Origin of the sequence: Woronichinia naegeliana WA131 (assembly GCA_025370055.1) — a bacterium.
In the GTDB taxonomy this organism is placed as follows: domain Bacteria; phylum Cyanobacteriota; class Cyanobacteriia; order Cyanobacteriales; family Microcystaceae; genus Woronichinia; species Woronichinia naegeliana.
This window is the reverse complement of record CP073041.1, coordinates 3,390,399-3,407,311: the sequence shown is the minus strand read 5'-3', so window position 1 is coordinate 3,407,311 and position 16,913 is coordinate 3,390,399. Positions and strand designations below refer to the sequence as shown.

Below are 16,913 nucleotides of genomic sequence, written 5' to 3'. Positions count from 1 at the left end.
GGTGCTGTTGTCTTTTTGACGTATTAGAAGCACCTAGAACAACTCAATCAATATTCTAAATACTATTTGGCTCGCTAAGGCGGGCTTTTTTGTTAGTGTCACGAATCTTTCGCGCTGGGTCAAAGATAAAAGATCGAGCCTTACTGTATAAGGGTTTCAGAAAGCCTAAATCTGGAGCGCAAATAAAAAAGAGACTAACCGGCGATCGCTGTTTTAAAGCCATTTTAAAGCTGTTTTAAAACTGAGCCTTAAGGAGCAATAAAGATCTCAAGAATGAATAACCTTATGATCAGGATTAATAAATCTTAAAAACTTTTGCTTAATCTGATGATCATAGACTTCCCATTTGAGTTTAGTATAATCTGATTGATTATTATAACCGGCTAAAAAGCTGACAGCAATTTCAAAACCACCGGCCATATTACGCCCTCCACCATAATAACGACCTTGATTATCTTGTCCCAAGGTTTCCTTCAAAAATTCATCGGGATCAAGGGTTAATTTACTGGTGCGTAGAGAGCCAATCACCAATTCAATATCGTTGGCAAGATCATGGACAATGCCATAAACAATGGCAGTATGAACATTCTCTTCTGTAACCAAGAAATCGGCTGCTTGGGGAATGGCATCCCGATCTTCATAGCGCAAATAACCAACACCTGCAATAGAAAAATTATTTTGTAAGATACGGTTTTGCAGCGATCGCTCAATGATTTCCATGACACGACGGGAACGAGCAGATTGAAGAACAGAATTAAGCAATTGCGGGTCATAAATACGGCTGAGAAAGGCCGCTGCCAAATAGTCGGATTCCTGAGCTTGGAGCAGATTAATCGTGTCGGAGCGAATACCATGCATTAAAGCCGTGGCACATTTCACATGGGTCGGATTAGCATTATTAAAATCTAATAATCCTGACTGTAAATATTGAGTCAAAATGGTGGCCGTTGCTCGTATTTGGGGGCGAATATCCAGAAATTCAGCATTGAGTTCTTCTTGCTTACTATGATGATCAATTACAACCAGGATAGGAATCTGAGCTTGTTTGACTAAAGGCATCAGTTGACTATTGGTTCCCTGGCTATCCACTAAAACACAACCTTGATAAACAGAAAGATCACAGTCTTTTAAGATTTGCGGCCCCCAACGTTTCGCCGGTAGTCCGGTTAACTTGACTAGGGCAATATTTTCCTGATGAGATAGGATTCCTGCATAAACAATGTCGCATTGAATCGCATATTGTTCTGCAATTAATTGATAGGCCCAAGCACTAGAAAGCGCGTCAGGATCGGGAAAATCCTGAATCACTAAAATATGACGCTCTTGATGATGACGTTCTAAAAGTTGCTGAAGTTTATCCAACGGTAAAGAGACAACAGGATAGAGCACTGAACTCCCATTCACGGGAATCAGCGACTCCGTAACAGCCAGCAGTTCAAACTCATCGGGATCAGTGACTAATTCCCCTTCAAAATGTTTAGTCGGAAGCGAAAGAACAAAATCTGAATTCATCGCAACAATATCGATAAAAATTAGTGATTAAAAGAAAATCTGAAAATGATTAATTAATGAAAATGTTTCTGGCGTTGCAGAGATACCTTCAATTATAGACGATTCGCTGATTGATGAACCCTCTATCCCAGAAGCGATCGCCGACCAGATGGCTCAACCCAATACCCAATAGACATCTCCATAATACTATAAAATCGACAAATATGCTATAATCATAGAAATTTAGACAGGAGTAACTATGCCTGAATACATCTATATGTGGGCTTATATTCAAAAACAGCCTCAAGAAACAAAGAGGTTGTTAGGAATAGAGTACCCAAAATTATTAGAGCTTATAACCTATGGCAAATTACTTAAAAAAGAATTTGAAGAAAGCAAAACCACACTGATTAAAGCAGGTGGTGGAAATAAACCGAAATTATCAGAGGAGGAGCAAATAGTTTTAATGCTAGTTTACTTAAGGCATTATCCGACCTTTCAGCTACTAGGAATAATGTTTGAAATAAGTGAATCGTCTGCCCATAATATATTCAATTATTGGCAGTCACTATTCGGAGAAAATTTACCAGCAAGTCTATTTGAACAACTAAAAAAGTTGCCAGAAGAAATAGAAAAAGTTAAAGAGGAGCTAATCCAACATGAACTAATAGTGGATGCGACAGAACAACCAGTAGAAAGACCTTTAGGGCAGGAGGCACAAAAACCATACTACTCAGGTAAACAAAAAAGGCATACCTCAAAAAGCCAAATAATCATTTGCCCAAAAATCAAGGAGATTGTGGATGTTGTGATAGGAGAAATAGGTTCAAAGAGCGATGTACAAATATTACGTCAAAGATTGGCTAAATTCCATCAAGAACAAGGCTTTCTAGGTGATAAAGCCTACGAGGGAGAATTCCAATTAACAACACCAAAAAAGAAACCAAAGGGGCGAGAATTAAGCAAAGAAGAAAGGTTCTTCTGGCTTTGCGGTAGAAGATGTATAATAAGATACACTATATGAGGATGGCATCAATGTTATTTTTTCTAGAAAATCTGGTAGATTTGCCAAAGGTAAACATAAGAAATGTGATTCAAGAGGGAAAACAAGCGTTTTTAATACTGAGTTGTCAAGAGGAAGAAGTCAAATGTAATTATTGTGGTAGCTTAACGGATGAATTACATCAGACGAACAGTGTATTAGTAAGGGACTTGTCTATCTCTGGTCAAATGGTATATCTGAAAGTCCCTCGTCGTAAATTTTACTGTAAAGATTGTCAAAGGTTTTTTACAGAAAATCTAGAATTTATGGAAGCCCGTAGGAAATACACAGTGAGGTATGAAGAATATATTTATGGACGAGTAAATGTGAGCAGTGTGGAACAAGTAGGTAGAGAGGAATCTCTATCATGGGATCAAGTGAATGGAATTTACCAACGTCAATGTGAAGCTAAAAAAAAAGATTGGCAAGGAGTAAAACACCTCGGGATGGATGAAATAGCGAAACGAAAAGGTCATCAGAATTTTGTAACAGTGTTAGGAGATATAGAGAAAGGAGAATTAATAGAAGTGATAGATAGTCATCAACAAGATAAAATCATCGAAGTGCTGATGGAGAAAGAATTAGAGGTGAGGGAAGGAGTAGAACAAGTGAGTGTAGATATGTGGGGAGGATTTCCTAAAGTAATAGAAAAAGTATTTCCGAATGCAGTAATTGTAACAGATAGATTTCATGTAATGAAGGCGTTGAATGAAGAATTGAATAAAATCCGTAAACAGACAAAATTGAATGTAAAAATCAAGGGAGAAAAGTGGCTATTATTAAAAAATAAAAAAGACCTAAAAGAGGAAGAGTTAGAAAAACTAGAATTGGTGTTAAAGCAATCTGCTCGTTTGCGTAAAGCGTATGAATATAAAGAGTCATTTAGAGAGATATATGAAAAAGTAAATGATAAGGAAGAAGGAAGATTAAAATTTACAGAATGGTTAGAGAATGCAAAGAGCATTTATACAGATGTAATTAGCACAATTCGTAGGAATTTGGACTCTATTTGTAACTACTTTTTGAGTCGAACGACGAATGGGGCAATGGAAGGCATCAATAATCGTCTTAAACTAATCAAGCGTCAAGCTTATGGATTTATGAACTTTGATAATATGCGAAATCGTTTTTTAGCTTGCTTTTCATGATAAGCTTTAATTATCACTCTTTGTTCAGGAGAACCAGAAGAAAAAGAAAGAAATAGTTGGTTATCGTCTCGACGAGTAGTGGTTGAACATATGATTCGATTGCTCAAAGTATTCAAAGTGATGCAAGAAAAATTTAGACTAAGAAAGGGAAGATATAAGTCATTAATCTCAACAGTATGTGGATTGGTGAGACTAAGGATAAATGCGCTGATATTAAGCATTATAAAATGTAGCGAATCAGGGCAGGTAATTGAGGTAAAGATGAGTCATTGTTTTTTGCCAGAATTGAATTTGGAGGTCTGAAAGCCCTGTAAACTCGTCTATGTACCAAGAAGTCTACTGAGTCTAGATTTAGCTACACTGCTTGCTAGACTAGGCTTTCCAGTTTTTGGAGATGTCTAATAAGAATCCTTCGTGACGGGAAAGACAGTGGGGGATTTGCAAGATAGAACTCCCTGCCTGCTATCCTGAATACATAGACCGAATTAGACCGACTTATCTTTCCCTGGAACGTCTAAACATAGGAGCAATGAGTATTTCAACCTCTGTCCTAACAGAACTGCTACAGGTCTTCCCCCAGTGGCGACAACAAGTGTACTTCAAGTCTTCCCTGACGGCCCTGTCCCATGCGATGGAAGATCAGGTCATGGCGGACAGTGATCAACCGTTGATTATTGCTAGTTTTCAGCGAGAACGTTTTTACCGTCAGGAAGCCCATCGTTATCGCCGCATTGCCGAAAAGAGCGATCAGGTTTATGTTTTAGCGGCTCCAGAAACAGAGTTTAAACATAGTTCGGATTTCCATGAAACGATCGCCTTTGAGCCAGAAGATACGTTAAGTCAGGAATGGCATTTAGTCGTGATCGGTAATCATTACGCCAGTTGTCTGATTTGTCGGGAGAGGATCTCGGCTAGTAGTATTGATAATAATCGACGTTTTGAAGGGATTTGGACATTTGAGCGTCAGGTCAGTCAAAAAGCAGCAGCGTTGTTGTTACAAAAAATTCTGGATTATCGGCCAGAGTTAAACACCAAAGTCCAGGTGGCTCACTCCCGCTATCTTCAGGTGGTTGTCCCTACCCCGTTAAGCACTTCTCCCTATAATAATCCCGATCCCTTCGTTCAGCGTTTAGTCACCTACTTGCAAGCCGGACAATATAAGCTGATCAAGGCGAATCGTTCCCTTTCCATTAAGGAGCAAAAAGAGCGGCTACTCAACTCGATTACTACCGCCATTCGTCGTTCCCTTGATCCAGCCGAAATTTTGCAAGTGGCAGTGGAATATCTAGGAGAAGGTTTAGGGGTTTGTCGTTGTTTAATTTATCGCTGCGAACAGGATGATTTTACCGCTACCATTACCCATGAGTTTTTGAACACTGGAATCAGTTCCCTGAAGGGACAATCCTGGCCCCTGCGAGATAACCCTCTTTTTCAACAAGTCGTCCAGAGAAAGGATGCGATCACCATTGATAATGTTCTCAATGATCCCCGCATTGTGCTAGAAATTCCCCCTAAGGTTGGCACCTCCCTCGCTCGTCTTGTCCAAAGTTGTTCAATTTTGTCCTGGCTTTTGGTTCCCATTTTTTACCGCGATCGCCTTTTGGGGATGATGGAGTTACACCACTGTGGCCCCTTGCCTACGAATTGGAGTCCTGATGATGTGGCCCTAGTGGATGCGATCGCCTCTCAGGTGGGAGTCGCTCTGATTCAGGCCGAAGCCTATGCCAATCTTCAAGAACTCAATGAACAACTAGAAGCCTTGGATCGAACTCGTTCTAATCTGGTAGCCATTACGGGCCATGAACTGCGAACCCCCCTGTCCACCATTCAAGTTTGTCTCGAAAGCCTGGCTACGGAACCAGATATGCCCCAGGAATTGCGACAGGTGATGCTTTCCACTGCCCTCAATGATGCGGAACGGATGCGGAAATTAGTGCAGGACTTTTTGACCCTCTCTCAATTAGAAAGTGGTCGCATTGAATGGAACACGGAAGCCTTATCTTTATTGGAATGTGTGGAATTATCCCTCAGCCATATCAATGCCCATAATCGCCATAATAAACTGCCTAAAATTCATAATGGAGTCTCGGCCGACTTGCCCCTAGTACAAGCTGACGGCGAATGGTTGGTGGAACTTTTAGCCAAACTGCTCGACAATGCGGTGAAATTTACCAATCCTGATGGAGAAATTGCGATCGCCGTTATTCAAAACCAATTAAATTATCTAGAAGTGATGATTTCAGATACGGGACGGGGCATTGAACCCAATCGCCTGGAAATCGTTTTTGATCGTTTCTATCAAGAAGAAGGAGCCTTACGACGCAGCAAAGGCGGAACTGGCTTAGGATTAGCCATTTGTCGGCAAATTGTCAGTGGTTGGGGCGGCGAAATTTGGGCCCAATCCCTCGGTAAAAGTCTAGGCAGTCAGTTTCATTTCACAGTACCAATTGCTCCAGAAGGAAAAGGAGAAGGCAGCACGAAAAAACCTACGATCGCCAATCTGCCAATTAAAAACCGTCGTTCTCCTCGAAAAAAGAAAAGCCTTTCCTAGTCGGTTTTGACATGCTTTAATGCCAGTGGAAATAGTATCTTGCATGCCCTGACCCCATGACCTTTCCTTTGTTACTCCCTTTTTTCCTCGCCCAAGTCAATCCCGTTCCAATACAGGTAATTCCACCACCGCTATCCCCCGCCCCTTCTCCCAATCCAACTTTTCCGACGGTGATTGAAGAACCCCAGAAGATTATTCGTTCCCAAACCGTTCGACCTTTATCTGGCAAACTCGATAATATCCCCGTCCTGAACAGCAATAACCCTGAACTCATTTTTAATGAAGGTATTATTCTTTCGACCTTGCCATCCATTGGCATGAAAAGTCCCTATGCCCATCTCAATTTTGCTTTTAGGGGTCGCTTTGATGTTTTCGCGCACCATGTTGTGCAGGCCTCTCCCCAAGGACGCACCTTGTATTTAGGGGTTTTATTTTTTAATGCTAGTCGGCAAACCGTTACGGTGGATATTTTGCAAGGAGCCGCCTATTTAACCTCACCTGATGCTCTCTTTTTAGACTTACCCCCTCAAGTGGAAGATCCGACGGGAAACATTTATTCAGGGCCTGGCAGCCGTAGTATGGGAGATATTTTGCGGGGAAAACGCTCTGCTAACCTTCCTGCTCAAATGATTCTTGCTCCGGGTCAAAGTCAAATGTTGCTAAACGCGCCTATTCCGGTTAAATATACGCCCGATCCGAGTCAACCACCGCCATCAAAATTACCCCGCAATGGTTTTTCTGCCTATTTTCGGCTCAAGAGCAATGGAGATGTGTATGGGGCCAGCCTGGCAATGTATGCTCCCCTAGATGCTCAAGGGAACGAACGTCCACCCAACCTCAAGGAGTGGGAATCTTTTTTAAAAAACGCCAGTTTGATGACTCCCCGCGATCGCATTCCCCGCAACAGTCAACGGCGTATTTATAGTCGGGTAGCTGGAGTTTCTCTGGGTTCTCAATGGCAGGCCACCTTAACCGATAGTCCGAATGGTTCCACTTTAGCGATTCCGGCTCCTGGCCAAGCCTATTCCTATGCGATTAGTACTTTAGAAGGTGGACGGTTAGGCACAAACCAAAATCAAGCCGCTAAAATGGCAGAACGGTATCCTGATACTGCCTATGAAGCTCATGGCAACTATGGTATTCAGTACAGCTTAACATTACCTTTGCAAAATACGGGTTCCCAGACTCAACAGGTGGCGATCGCCATTGAAACTCCGCTTAAAAAGGATAAATTAACGAATGGCCTCCATTTCCTCGTCCCCCCCGCCAAAAATGTCTTTTTCCGAGGAACGGTACAGGTTCGCTATCGTGATGAGCGTGGCACAGCACAAAACCGCTATTTTCATCTGGTGCAACGTCGTGGCCAACAGGGAGAGGCTCTCGTTACCCTGACTATGCCTCCCGGCGATCGACGTACTGTACAAGTTGATCTTGTTTATCCTCCCGATGCGACTCCCCCCCAAATTCTCACGGTGAAAACAAAATAGCCTGTGCGACTGGATTCCCATTGGTGTCAACTTAAGCCAAAATGCCTACTCACAAAAGATTAGCCTAAAAGCAGGCGGAAGTAAGAGTAGGCTGAAAAAAAGGTTAGTATATAAAAAAGTGAGCAAAAAACAAATGGCAAGACAACATCCTCGGAGAAAAGGAAACCCAGACTTACGTCGTAAGACAAATCAGCCAGGGGTAGAAATCCCTGAAATAACAAAAGAGTTGTTTGAATTACTAGAACCCACAATGTTTACACCATTAAAATATTTACAGGGAACTCATGAGAAAATGATGAGAGATAGGGTGCTAAATTTACCAGTAATGGTGGCATTAGTGTTAAGTATAGTGTATCGTCAAATAGCGGGTATAAGTGAAGCGGTAAGACTGTTAGAGGAAGAGGGATTGCTATGGGTAGCATCATTAAAAGTAAGCAAACAGGCAGTATCAAAAAGAATGATGAATGTGCCAGCCGAAATATTTGCAATATTACTAAAAGGAGTGTTAGAAAAAGCAGCCGAAAAAGGGAAGAAGCTCCAAGTAGGAGAAAAATGGGAAAAAATAAGAGAAAAGTTTAGTGCAGTGTGGATAGCAGATGGCTAAACGCTAGAGCAGATAAGGAAAAATATGAAAATAAGTAAAGAAGAAAAGAGTAAATTGGGGGGTAAAATAATGATGGTAGTGGAAGCCTTTACCCAAAGACCCGTTACTTTATGGTACACAGAAAATGATAAATCAAATGATAAAATATGGTGTGAAGAATTGGCAGCTAAATTACCAGAAAATGGTTTAATTCTCGTAGATATGGGATTTTTTAGCTTTGTGTGGTTTGATTTGTTAACAGAAGCTAAAAAGTTTTTTCTAACCAGATTTAGAGCGGGTACATCTTACAAAACCAAACAAGTATTGTCTCAAGGTAGTCATTACAGAGATGAGATTATCATTATGGGAAATTACCGTTCTAATCCTTGCAAGCATCCGGTGAGATTAGTCTCAGTATTATGGGGAACAATCTGGTATCAGTATTTAACAAATGTGTTGTCTCCCGAACAACTGTCCGCCGAAGAGGTCTGTGATTTATATCGAAGACGATGGACAATCGAAGAAGCCTTTTTATTAACGAAAAGACTTTTAGGACTAGCCTATTTATGGGTAGGGAATAAGAATGGTGTCCAAATCCAGATTATTTGCACTTTGATTTTCTATACGGTCTTAAATCAATTGGTAGGGGAAGTGGCGATTGCTCTAAATCAACCGAAAGAAAAAATCTCAGTAGAGATGGTGTTTCGGAGTCTATACTATGTAGCGAAGGCTATTGCTAGAGGAGAAAAGCCTGATACAGTAACCTATCTGGCTGAACGTGCTAAGTTATTTGGTTTGGTCAAAGCTGAGAGAAAGCGACATCGAGAAAAGGCCGCTCTCAATCAACAAATTTGGGAACCCATTCCTTTAAGTTGACACGGATGCTGGATTCCTCGCCAAAAGTAGCATAAAGATAGGATCAAAAGTCACAACCCAAGCTATTTTAGAAAAGAACTCCTCCCGTTTTAGTACTACTCAAGGAATACTATGAGAATTCTTGTCACAGGTGGGGCTGGTTTCATCGGCTCCCATTTAATTGACCGCTTAATGGCACAGGGCCAAGAGGTAATTTGCTTAGATAATTTCTACACAGGCACTAAACAAAATATTGTCAAATGGTTGGGGCATCCTCAATTTGAACTCGTGCGCCATGATGTCACTGAACCCATTCGTTTAGAAGTTGATCAGGTTTATCATCTTGCCTGTCCGGCTTCTCCCGTGCACTATCAGTTCAATCCCGTCAAAACCATTAAAACCAATGTCATGGGAACCCTATATATGTTGGGGTTGGCAAAAAGGGTCGGTGCGCGTTTTTTGTTGGCCTCTACCTCAGAAGTTTATGGCGATCCCGATGTTCATCCTCAGCCAGAGGAATATCGCGGGAATGTGAACTGTATTGGCAGTCGGGCCTGTTATGACGAAGGTAAACGGGTTGCAGAAACCTTAGCCTTTGAATATCATCGCGAACATCATACCGATATTCGAGTGGCTCGCATTTTCAATACCTATGGCCCCAGAATGCTGGAAAATGACGGACGGGTTGTGAGTAATTTTATTGTTCAGGCGTTACAAGGAAATCCTTTGACCGTTTATGGAGATGGTTCTCAAACTCGTAGTTTTTGTTTTGTCTCAGACTTAGTAGAAGGTTTAATAAGGTTGATGAATGGTGATTTTATTGGGCCCGTTAATCTCGGCAATCAGGGAGAATACACAATTCTAGAATTGGCTCAGAAAATCCAGGGCTATATCAACCCCCATGCTGAACTCATTTACAAGCCCTTACCAGAGGATGATCCGAAGCAACGTCAGCCTGATATTACCCGTGCAAAAACCTATTTGAACTGGGAACCCACTATTGCACTTGATGACGGTTTAAAAACGACGATCGCCGATTTTCAGGCGCGGGTAACTGGAACTTGAAGAGGAAAGTTGACGAAAGCCTAGATCTTTCCTAGTCTATTTAGTCTATATTGCCAAGATTGAGTTTATTTAATTTAAAGTGAGGAGTTATTAACCATGCGTGTTTGTGTAATCGGGACTGGTTACGTCGGTTTAGTGACAGGAGTTTGTTTATCTCAAATTGGCCATCAGGTCATTTGTGTTGATAATAATGAAGAAAAAGTGAAGTTGATGAAGTCTGGTCAATCTCCTATTTATGAACCCGGACTGTCAGAATTAATGCTGGCCAATATGCAGGCTAATCGTCTCACCTTTAGCAGTGATCTAGGGGAAGGGGTTAAACATGGAGAGATTTTATTTATTGCGGTAGGCACACCGCCTTTACCGACGGGCGAAAGTGACACCCGTTACGTGGAAGCTGTCGCACGAGGTATTGGTTTTCATTTAGATGATGGCTATCGAGTTATTGTTAATAAATCAACAGTTCCGATTGGTTCTGGAGATTGGGTACGAATGCTGGTGTTAGATGGCCTCAAGGAACGTCAACTCAACTCAGATAATCTACCGACAAAAGGGAGCACTTTTAATTTTGATGTGGTCAGTAATCCTGAGTTTTTACGAGAAGGTTCGGCGGTCTATGATACCTTTAATCCCGATCGCATTGTTCTAGGCGGTAATAGTGCTAAGGCGATCGCCCTGATGCAAAAGCTCTATGAACCCTTAGTTAATCGTCAATTTGCGGAAGAGTCTTCCCAGGCTCCTGTGCCGGTAGTCGTAACCGATCTCAATTCGGCGGAAATGATTAAATACGCAGCCAATGCTTTTCTGGCTACTAAAATCAGTTTTATTAATGAAGTTGCCAATATTTGCGATCGCGTGGGGGCCGATGTCACCCAGGTGGCCCAGGGCATTGGTCTAGACTCCCGTATTGGTAGCAAATTTCTGTCGGCGGGGATTGGTTGGGGGGGATCCTGTTTTCCCAAGGATGTTTCCGCTCTCATTCACACGGCTTCAGACTATGGTTATCAGGCTGAATTGCTGAACGCGGCCGTTAATGTTAACACCCGTCAACGCACCATTATCATTGAAAAATTACAACAGGAACTCAAAATCCTGAAGGGGAAAGTGGTGGGGCTGCTCGGTTTGACCTTTAAACCCGATACGGATGATATGCGCGACGCTCCGGCCCTTAACATTATTGAGCAGTTAAATCGTTTAGGCGCGAAAGTCAAGGCCTATGATCCCATTGTTTCTCAATCCGGCCTGAGTCATGGCATTTCTAATGTGATTATTGAAACTGACCCGGAAATGTTGGCGGATGGTTGTGATGTTTTAGTGTTGGTGACGGAGTGGCAAGAATTTCTGAAGCTCGACTTCCAGAAAATGGGGACTCTAATGAATCAACCTCTCGTTATTGATGGTCGTAATTTTCTCGTGGCCGAAGAACTACAAAAAGCCGGTTTCCGTTACATTGGTATTGGCCATCGGTAAACGACCTGACACCGACCATTGGGCTTCAGACAAGTTCAAGTTTCAAACGTGGCTATTCAGTATCGGTGGATGTTCCGATCAAATAGAGCAAGGCCATGCGAATAGCTACACCACTGGTGACTTGATCTTGAATGAGGCTTAATCGTGGGTCATCCATCAGATCTGAACTTAGTTCCACACCCCGATTAACAGGGCCAGGGTGCATCACTTTTACGGTTTCTTGGCAGACCTTAAGGCGATCGCGGGTAATGCCAAACTGTTGATGATATTCCCGTAAACTGGGCAATAAATGGGCGGTCATCCGCTCTTTTTGTAGGCGTAGAGTCATCACAAAATCTGCCTCAACCAGGGCGGGTTCCAATTGCCAATGGAGCGTTAATTTTCCGGCGGTTTGACTGTCGATCATCTTCGCAAATAATTCTGGTAAAAGCGTGGGTGGCCCGGCCAGATGAACATCGGCTCCGGCGGCTGTCAAACTCCAAATATTAGACCGTGCTACACGGGAATGGAGAATATCCCCCACGATCGCGATTTTTTTACCTTTTAAGACGGCTAAACAGGGTTGCTCTGGTTCTAGCAAAGTGGTCATGGTATAGAGATCTAACAGAGCCTGGGAAGGGTGTTCGTGTTGACCATCTCCAGCATTTAAAACTTTCACCCCTGCCCCTAACTGATCCATGGCTGTGGCGATTAGTTGGGGAACCCCCGCCTGTTGATGGCGAATGACCATAATATCGGTTCCCATGGCCAGATAGGTTTTAGCGGTATCTAGAATGGTTTCCCCCTTGGTGAGCGAAGAACTCCCAGGCGCAAAGTTCATCACATCAGCCGAGAGCCGTTTGGCCGCCAATTCAAAACTACTGCGGGTACGAGTAGAAGGTTCAAAAAATAGATTAGTAACGACCTGACCCTGAAGGGCCGGAACCTTTTTTGTCTGTCCTGCTAATACATCCCGAAAACTTGTTGCTGTTTGTAAGAGGGCATCATATTCCGCTGCTTGCCAGTCCGACAAGCCTAAAATATGCGATCGCGTCCAAGTAAAACCCATCATTGATTGTCACTCTGAGGAGCAGAATCCACAGGCTCCTATGTTATTCTATGATTCGGATGTCTCTTCTTGGGAGTTCCCATTTTTAGGGCAAATTATATGACAAAAATAGTGGCAATCAACAAAGTAGTTCTGGCACTCTTGCTTTTACTCTGTCCCCTCGATCGTGTCTTTGCTCAGTCCCTTACCCCGCACATGTCTCCAAAACCAACGGTGTCCCCTCTCCCCACGACCGCGACCCTGGTCTCTCCAAGCACAGGCATCGACTATACTCCTTTAAAAAATTTACTGGCCGAGCAAAAGTGGCAACAGGCTAATGAACTGACGCGATCGCTACTGCTCAAAGCGATGAATCGTGATCTCCAGGGCTGGCTCACGGCGGAAGATATTGCTAAACTGGCTTGCTGGGATTTGAAAACTGTGGATGATCTTTGGACTCAGGCTTCCAACGGACGTTTTGGCTTTAGTGTCCAATACGGTATTTTTATTAGTACAGGAAATAAACCAGGACGATTAATGGCACCAGAAGCCTACGATAAATTTGGAGATCAGGTCGGCTGGCGTAAAAATAACGAATGGATACTATTTAAACAAGGTTTAGATTATAGCCTTAATGCCCCTAGAGGTCATCTTCCTAATCCCAGGGATGAGTATCAAATCAATGGCGGTCGCTTAGACTATACTAACTTAACTAAACGGATCAATGATTGTCAGTTGGTAACGATTCCAACCCTACCAAGCGTATTGCCTGCCATTCCAAGTTCTGTCCCGAAAAAAAACAAATAAAGACAAGCCATCCACGTCAATAAAGCGATAACTTGGTGGCGATCGCCTCCCGTTTCCCCGTTTTAGTCGCCGTTGAGAGGGTATCTTTGAGCCGATCCTGCCGATAGAGTTCCAAGGGAATTAAACTTTTGGCTTGAACCAAGCCATTCCAGAACAGTGAAGCATTGAAGATAACCATTAAACCCAACAGCGATCGCCCCTTCCCCCAAAATCTAAACCGTGATCGCAGATTAATTGATAGTTGATAATGAATAGTTGATAATTATCTATTAAAAACGCGATCGCCTTTGTTTATTTGTACTGAAAGTGTTTATGATAGAGAAAAATAGATCGAGAATTGACTAACAATGGAACCTGTAACTTTAACCGCCAGTGCGATCGCTGTTTTAATTGCCACCAAAGCCTTTGAGAAAACGGGAGAAAAGCTCACGGAAAGCGTTTGGAACTCCGTTGAGAAATTTTCAGCCCATTTGCAACGAAAAGACCCGAAAACGGCTGAAGCGATCGCCGTTGTGGCCAAACAACCTGAATTAGCCCAACAGCAACCGACTGTTTACGGTCAGCAAGCTTTGATTGAAAAAGTTGAAAATTTGGTACAGAATGATAGGGAATTGCGAAAATTAACCGAAGCAATCCAGACGGCTGTACAAGCTCAACCTGGCGCAGTGGTTAATCTGACGAAATTGGCTGAAAAAATTGGTGTGGTTAATCAAGGCCCGATTACCAATCAAACCAACACCATTAATCTCTAGGTAGGGGCTTGGTCTAGGTAGGGGCTTGGTCTCCAAGTCCTATGCTTTATGGATTTGGAAAACTCCCTACGGAATTTATGGATTTGGTCTGTAATCATTATGGTTTATGGATTTGGAAACCAAACCCCTACGGAATTTAAACGGAATTTGGGTAAACGAATGAATGAACCATTAGCCAAAACAATTGCAGTAGTCAACCAAAGTTCTGTCGATAATCAGACCAATATCATTACGATTAATGGTCAACAAGCTTCTTTGATTTACAGTGATCCCTTACCCGATCGCCGTTTTTTCCAGGGTAGGACGGAGCAACAGGCAGAATTACGAGCTTGGATGGCCGATCGCCATGTTTCTCTGATTGGATTGCGGGGGGAAGGCGGCATCGGTAAATCAACGCTGATGGCCCAGGTTTTTGCCGATTCTCCCGATTTTAGGGGCAAATTTTGGGCAGATGTGCGATCGCAGACTTCGATGACAGTGTTGGCGGCGAGGGCCTTACAGGAATTTGGGGTTTTGCCTGAACAGGTGGAAAATATCGAGGAAAAAGACCTCATTCCCCGTTTATTGCGGCTACTTCAGCAGGGGCGTTATTTGTTGGCCATTGATAATTTGGAATCGGTGTTAACGCCCCAAGGAGCCTGGCTGAGTGGTTATGAGCAGTTTTGGCAGGGTTTTCAGGATATTGGCAGTGAAAGTGTGCTGTTGTTAGCGAGTCGGGAATATCCGCCCCGTTATCTGGGTTTTCTGCGATCGCGTTGGCAACTGCTCGATCAAGGTTTAACGACGGTGGAAGGTGCGGCGTTATTGGCGGCGTTGGAAGTGGAGGACAGCCAACAAAATCGGGAACGGGCATCGGAGCAGGTACAGGGCAATCCCTTGGCGTTGTCGTTGATAGCGGGTTGGTTGCGGGTGACTTTTTGGCCAGGTCAGCGTTTTTTGCAGTCTTTGGAAGGTTGGCAGCAGTTAGTGGGTTCCCATCGCGGCGAAAAGTTAACGGTTGAGCAGGTTTTGCAGTGGAGTTTAGACCGTCTAACGGAGACGCAACGGTTGTTATTGGCACAGTTGTCGGTTTTGCGCGGGGCATTTGGGCTGGAGCTTGCCCAGGCGTTGTTTCCTGATGCAGTGGTGACGATGGAGATTTTGGAGGATTTAGAGCGGCGGTCTATTCTGCAATATCTGAGTCCAGGGGAGTTTCGGTTTCAGCCTCGTTTGCGGGAATTTGTGAAGGAACGAACGGCGGATTTAACGACAGCCCACGAGCGAGCGATTGTTTATTTTTGGGAGCATCGTCTGAAAATTTGGGACAATGATACGCCCTTATCAGGAATTGCGGAGTATGAGGAAACTTTTTATCACGAGTGTCAATTAGGGCGTTATCAAGATGCGTTTGGTGCGGTATCGGTCTGCGACAATTGTTTAAGATTGCGGGGTCATTACACAACATTGCTTGATCTTTATGATCAACTTCATCAAGATTGGCAACCAATGATCGAAGAAAGGCAAAACTATGGAGAGCTTTGTAACAGACTGGGACTTGTGTATGATTCGTTAGGGAAGTACCAAGAGGCTCTTAATTTTCATCAGCAATCCTTAGAGATTCAACGTAAGATCGGAAATATTCAACGAGAGGCAACTTCTTTAATGAATCTGGGGAATGTGTATTATTCATTAGGAAAGTACCAAGAGGCTCTCAATCTTTATCAGCAATCTTTAGAGATTCAACGTGAGATCGGCAATCGCAATGAAGAAGCAAAAGCTTTAGGCAATCTGGGGAGTGTATATAATTCGTTAGGAAAGTACCAAGAGGCTCTCAATTTTTATCAGCAATCCTTAGAGATTCAACGTGAGATCGGCGATATTCAAGGAGAAGCATATTCTTTAATGGGTCTGGGGAATGTTTATGATTCGTTAGGGAAGTACCAAGAGGCTCTCAATTTTCATCAGCAATCCTTAGAGATTCAACGTGAGATCAGCGATATGAATGGAGAAGCAAAAGCTTTAGGCAATCTGGGGGTTGTATATAGTTTATTAGGACAGTACCAAGAGGGTCTCAATTTTTATCAGCAATCCTTAGAGATTCAACGTGAGATCGGTGATATTCAAGGAGAAGCATATTCTTTAGACAATCTGGGGAGTGTATATAATTTGTTGGGACAGTGCCAAGAGGCTCTCAAATATCATCAGCAATCTTTAGAGATTAAACGTGAGATCGGCGATATTACTGGAGAAGCAAATTCTTTAATAAATCTGGGAAGTGTGTATTATTCGTTAGACCAGTACCAAGAGGCTCTCAATTTTTATCAGCAATCCTTGGCAATTAAACGTGAGATTGGCGATATGAATGGAGAAGAAACTTCATTATATAATATAGGACTTACTCTAACTCTTCTTGATCAACACGACGAAGCATTAGAATACTTACAAAAAGCCCTTACCATCAATCAAAATCTTGGGCTTGATCATAAAATCGAAAAATGCAAACAGGTAATCAGTAAACTCAATCAGAAAAAAGAAAAATCTTTAGCTCGAAAACGTTTACAAAAATATGGACTCTGGTTCGTCGCTGGCCTAGCCTTAACTATCCTTATCTGGTATCTCAAAAAATAACCCCAAACCCAATTGACAATTATCAATC

The 16,913-nt window shown here is 42.8% G+C and carries 12 protein-coding genes and 1 pseudogene; 10 read left to right on the top strand and 3 right to left on the bottom strand.

The genetic code is table 11. The annotated features are described in order from the left end of the window. Positions 1 to 267: 267 nt before the first annotated feature. Complete coding sequence (locus KA717_17245) at positions 268 to 1,512, bottom strand: bifunctional oligoribonuclease/PAP phosphatase NrnA (protein ID UXE64104.1); 1,245 nt, start codon at positions 1,510 to 1,512, stop codon at positions 268 to 270. A 256-nt stretch (positions 1,513 to 1,768) separates the two neighbouring features. Between KA717_17245 and KA717_17240 the strand changes: the two genes are divergently transcribed. The 7 genes and pseudogenes from KA717_17240 (at position 1,769) to KA717_17210 (ending at position 11,692) form a co-directional block, all read left to right on the top strand. Then, the gene (locus KA717_17240; GenBank protein UXE64103.1) at positions 1,769 to 2,515 is read left to right on the top strand and encodes a transposase; all 747 of its coding nucleotides are present in this window, start codon (positions 1,769 to 1,771) and stop codon (positions 2,513 to 2,515) included. Positions 2,516 to 2,526: 11 nt separating this feature from the next. Continuing rightward, positions 2,527 to 3,681 (top strand): ISL3 family transposase, encoded by a 1,155-nt coding sequence (locus KA717_17235; GenBank protein ID UXE64102.1) that lies wholly within the window; start codon positions 2,527 to 2,529, stop codon positions 3,679 to 3,681. Positions 3,682 to 4,210: 529 nt separating this feature from the next. Further along, positions 4,211 to 6,232 (top strand): ATP-binding protein, encoded by a 2,022-nt coding sequence (locus KA717_17230; GenBank protein UXE64101.1) that lies wholly within the window; start codon positions 4,211 to 4,213, stop codon positions 6,230 to 6,232. Between the two features lie 56 nt (positions 6,233 to 6,288). Beyond that, positions 6,289 to 7,719 carry a DUF3370 domain-containing protein gene (locus KA717_17225; GenBank protein ID UXE64100.1) on the top strand — a complete coding sequence of 477 codons (1,431 nt, stop codon included), beginning with the start codon at positions 6,289 to 6,291 and terminating at the stop codon, positions 7,717 to 7,719. Between the two features lie 133 nt (positions 7,720 to 7,852). Beyond that, positions 7,853 to 9,178 (top strand): annotated as a pseudogene (locus KA717_17220) (IS4 family transposase). A 111-nt stretch (positions 9,179 to 9,289) separates the two neighbouring features. Then, the gene (locus KA717_17215; GenBank protein ID UXE64099.1) at positions 9,290 to 10,222 is read left to right on the top strand and encodes an SDR family oxidoreductase; all 933 of its coding nucleotides are present in this window, start codon (positions 9,290 to 9,292) and stop codon (positions 10,220 to 10,222) included. A 96-nt stretch (positions 10,223 to 10,318) separates the two neighbouring features. After that, positions 10,319 to 11,692 carry a UDP-glucose/GDP-mannose dehydrogenase family protein gene (locus KA717_17210; protein ID UXE64098.1) on the top strand — a complete coding sequence of 458 codons (1,374 nt, stop codon included), beginning with the start codon at positions 10,319 to 10,321 and terminating at the stop codon, positions 11,690 to 11,692. Positions 11,693 to 11,744: 52 nt separating this feature from the next. On the opposite strand, the gene KA717_17205 is transcribed toward KA717_17210, so the two are convergent. Continuing rightward, positions 11,745 to 12,743 (bottom strand): aspartate carbamoyltransferase catalytic subunit, encoded by a 999-nt coding sequence (locus KA717_17205; protein ID UXE64097.1) that lies wholly within the window; start codon positions 12,741 to 12,743, stop codon positions 11,745 to 11,747. 192 nt (positions 12,744 to 12,935) lie between these two features. On the opposite strand from KA717_17205, the gene KA717_17200 reads away from it, so the two are divergent. Beyond that, entirely contained in the window at positions 12,936 to 13,526 is a 591-nt protein-coding gene (locus tag KA717_17200; GenBank protein ID UXE64096.1) for a GUN4 domain-containing protein, read from the top strand. A 16-nt stretch (positions 13,527 to 13,542) separates the two neighbouring features. On the opposite strand, the gene KA717_17195 is transcribed toward KA717_17200, so the two are convergent. Continuing rightward, positions 13,543 to 13,713 carry a hypothetical protein gene (locus KA717_17195; protein ID UXE64095.1) on the bottom strand — a complete coding sequence of 57 codons (171 nt, stop codon included), beginning with the start codon at positions 13,711 to 13,713 and terminating at the stop codon, positions 13,543 to 13,545. A 160-nt stretch (positions 13,714 to 13,873) separates the two neighbouring features. On the opposite strand from KA717_17195, the gene KA717_17190 reads away from it, so the two are divergent. Further along, positions 13,874 to 14,278, top strand: coding sequence for a hypothetical protein (locus KA717_17190; protein ID UXE64094.1), 405 nt, complete (start codon positions 13,874 to 13,876; stop codon positions 14,276 to 14,278). 48 nt (positions 14,279 to 14,326) lie between these two features. Beyond that, positions 14,327 to 16,885 (top strand): tetratricopeptide repeat protein, encoded by a 2,559-nt coding sequence (locus KA717_17185; protein ID UXE64093.1) that lies wholly within the window; start codon positions 14,327 to 14,329, stop codon positions 16,883 to 16,885. The last annotated feature ends 28 nt before the right edge of the window (positions 16,886 to 16,913 follow it).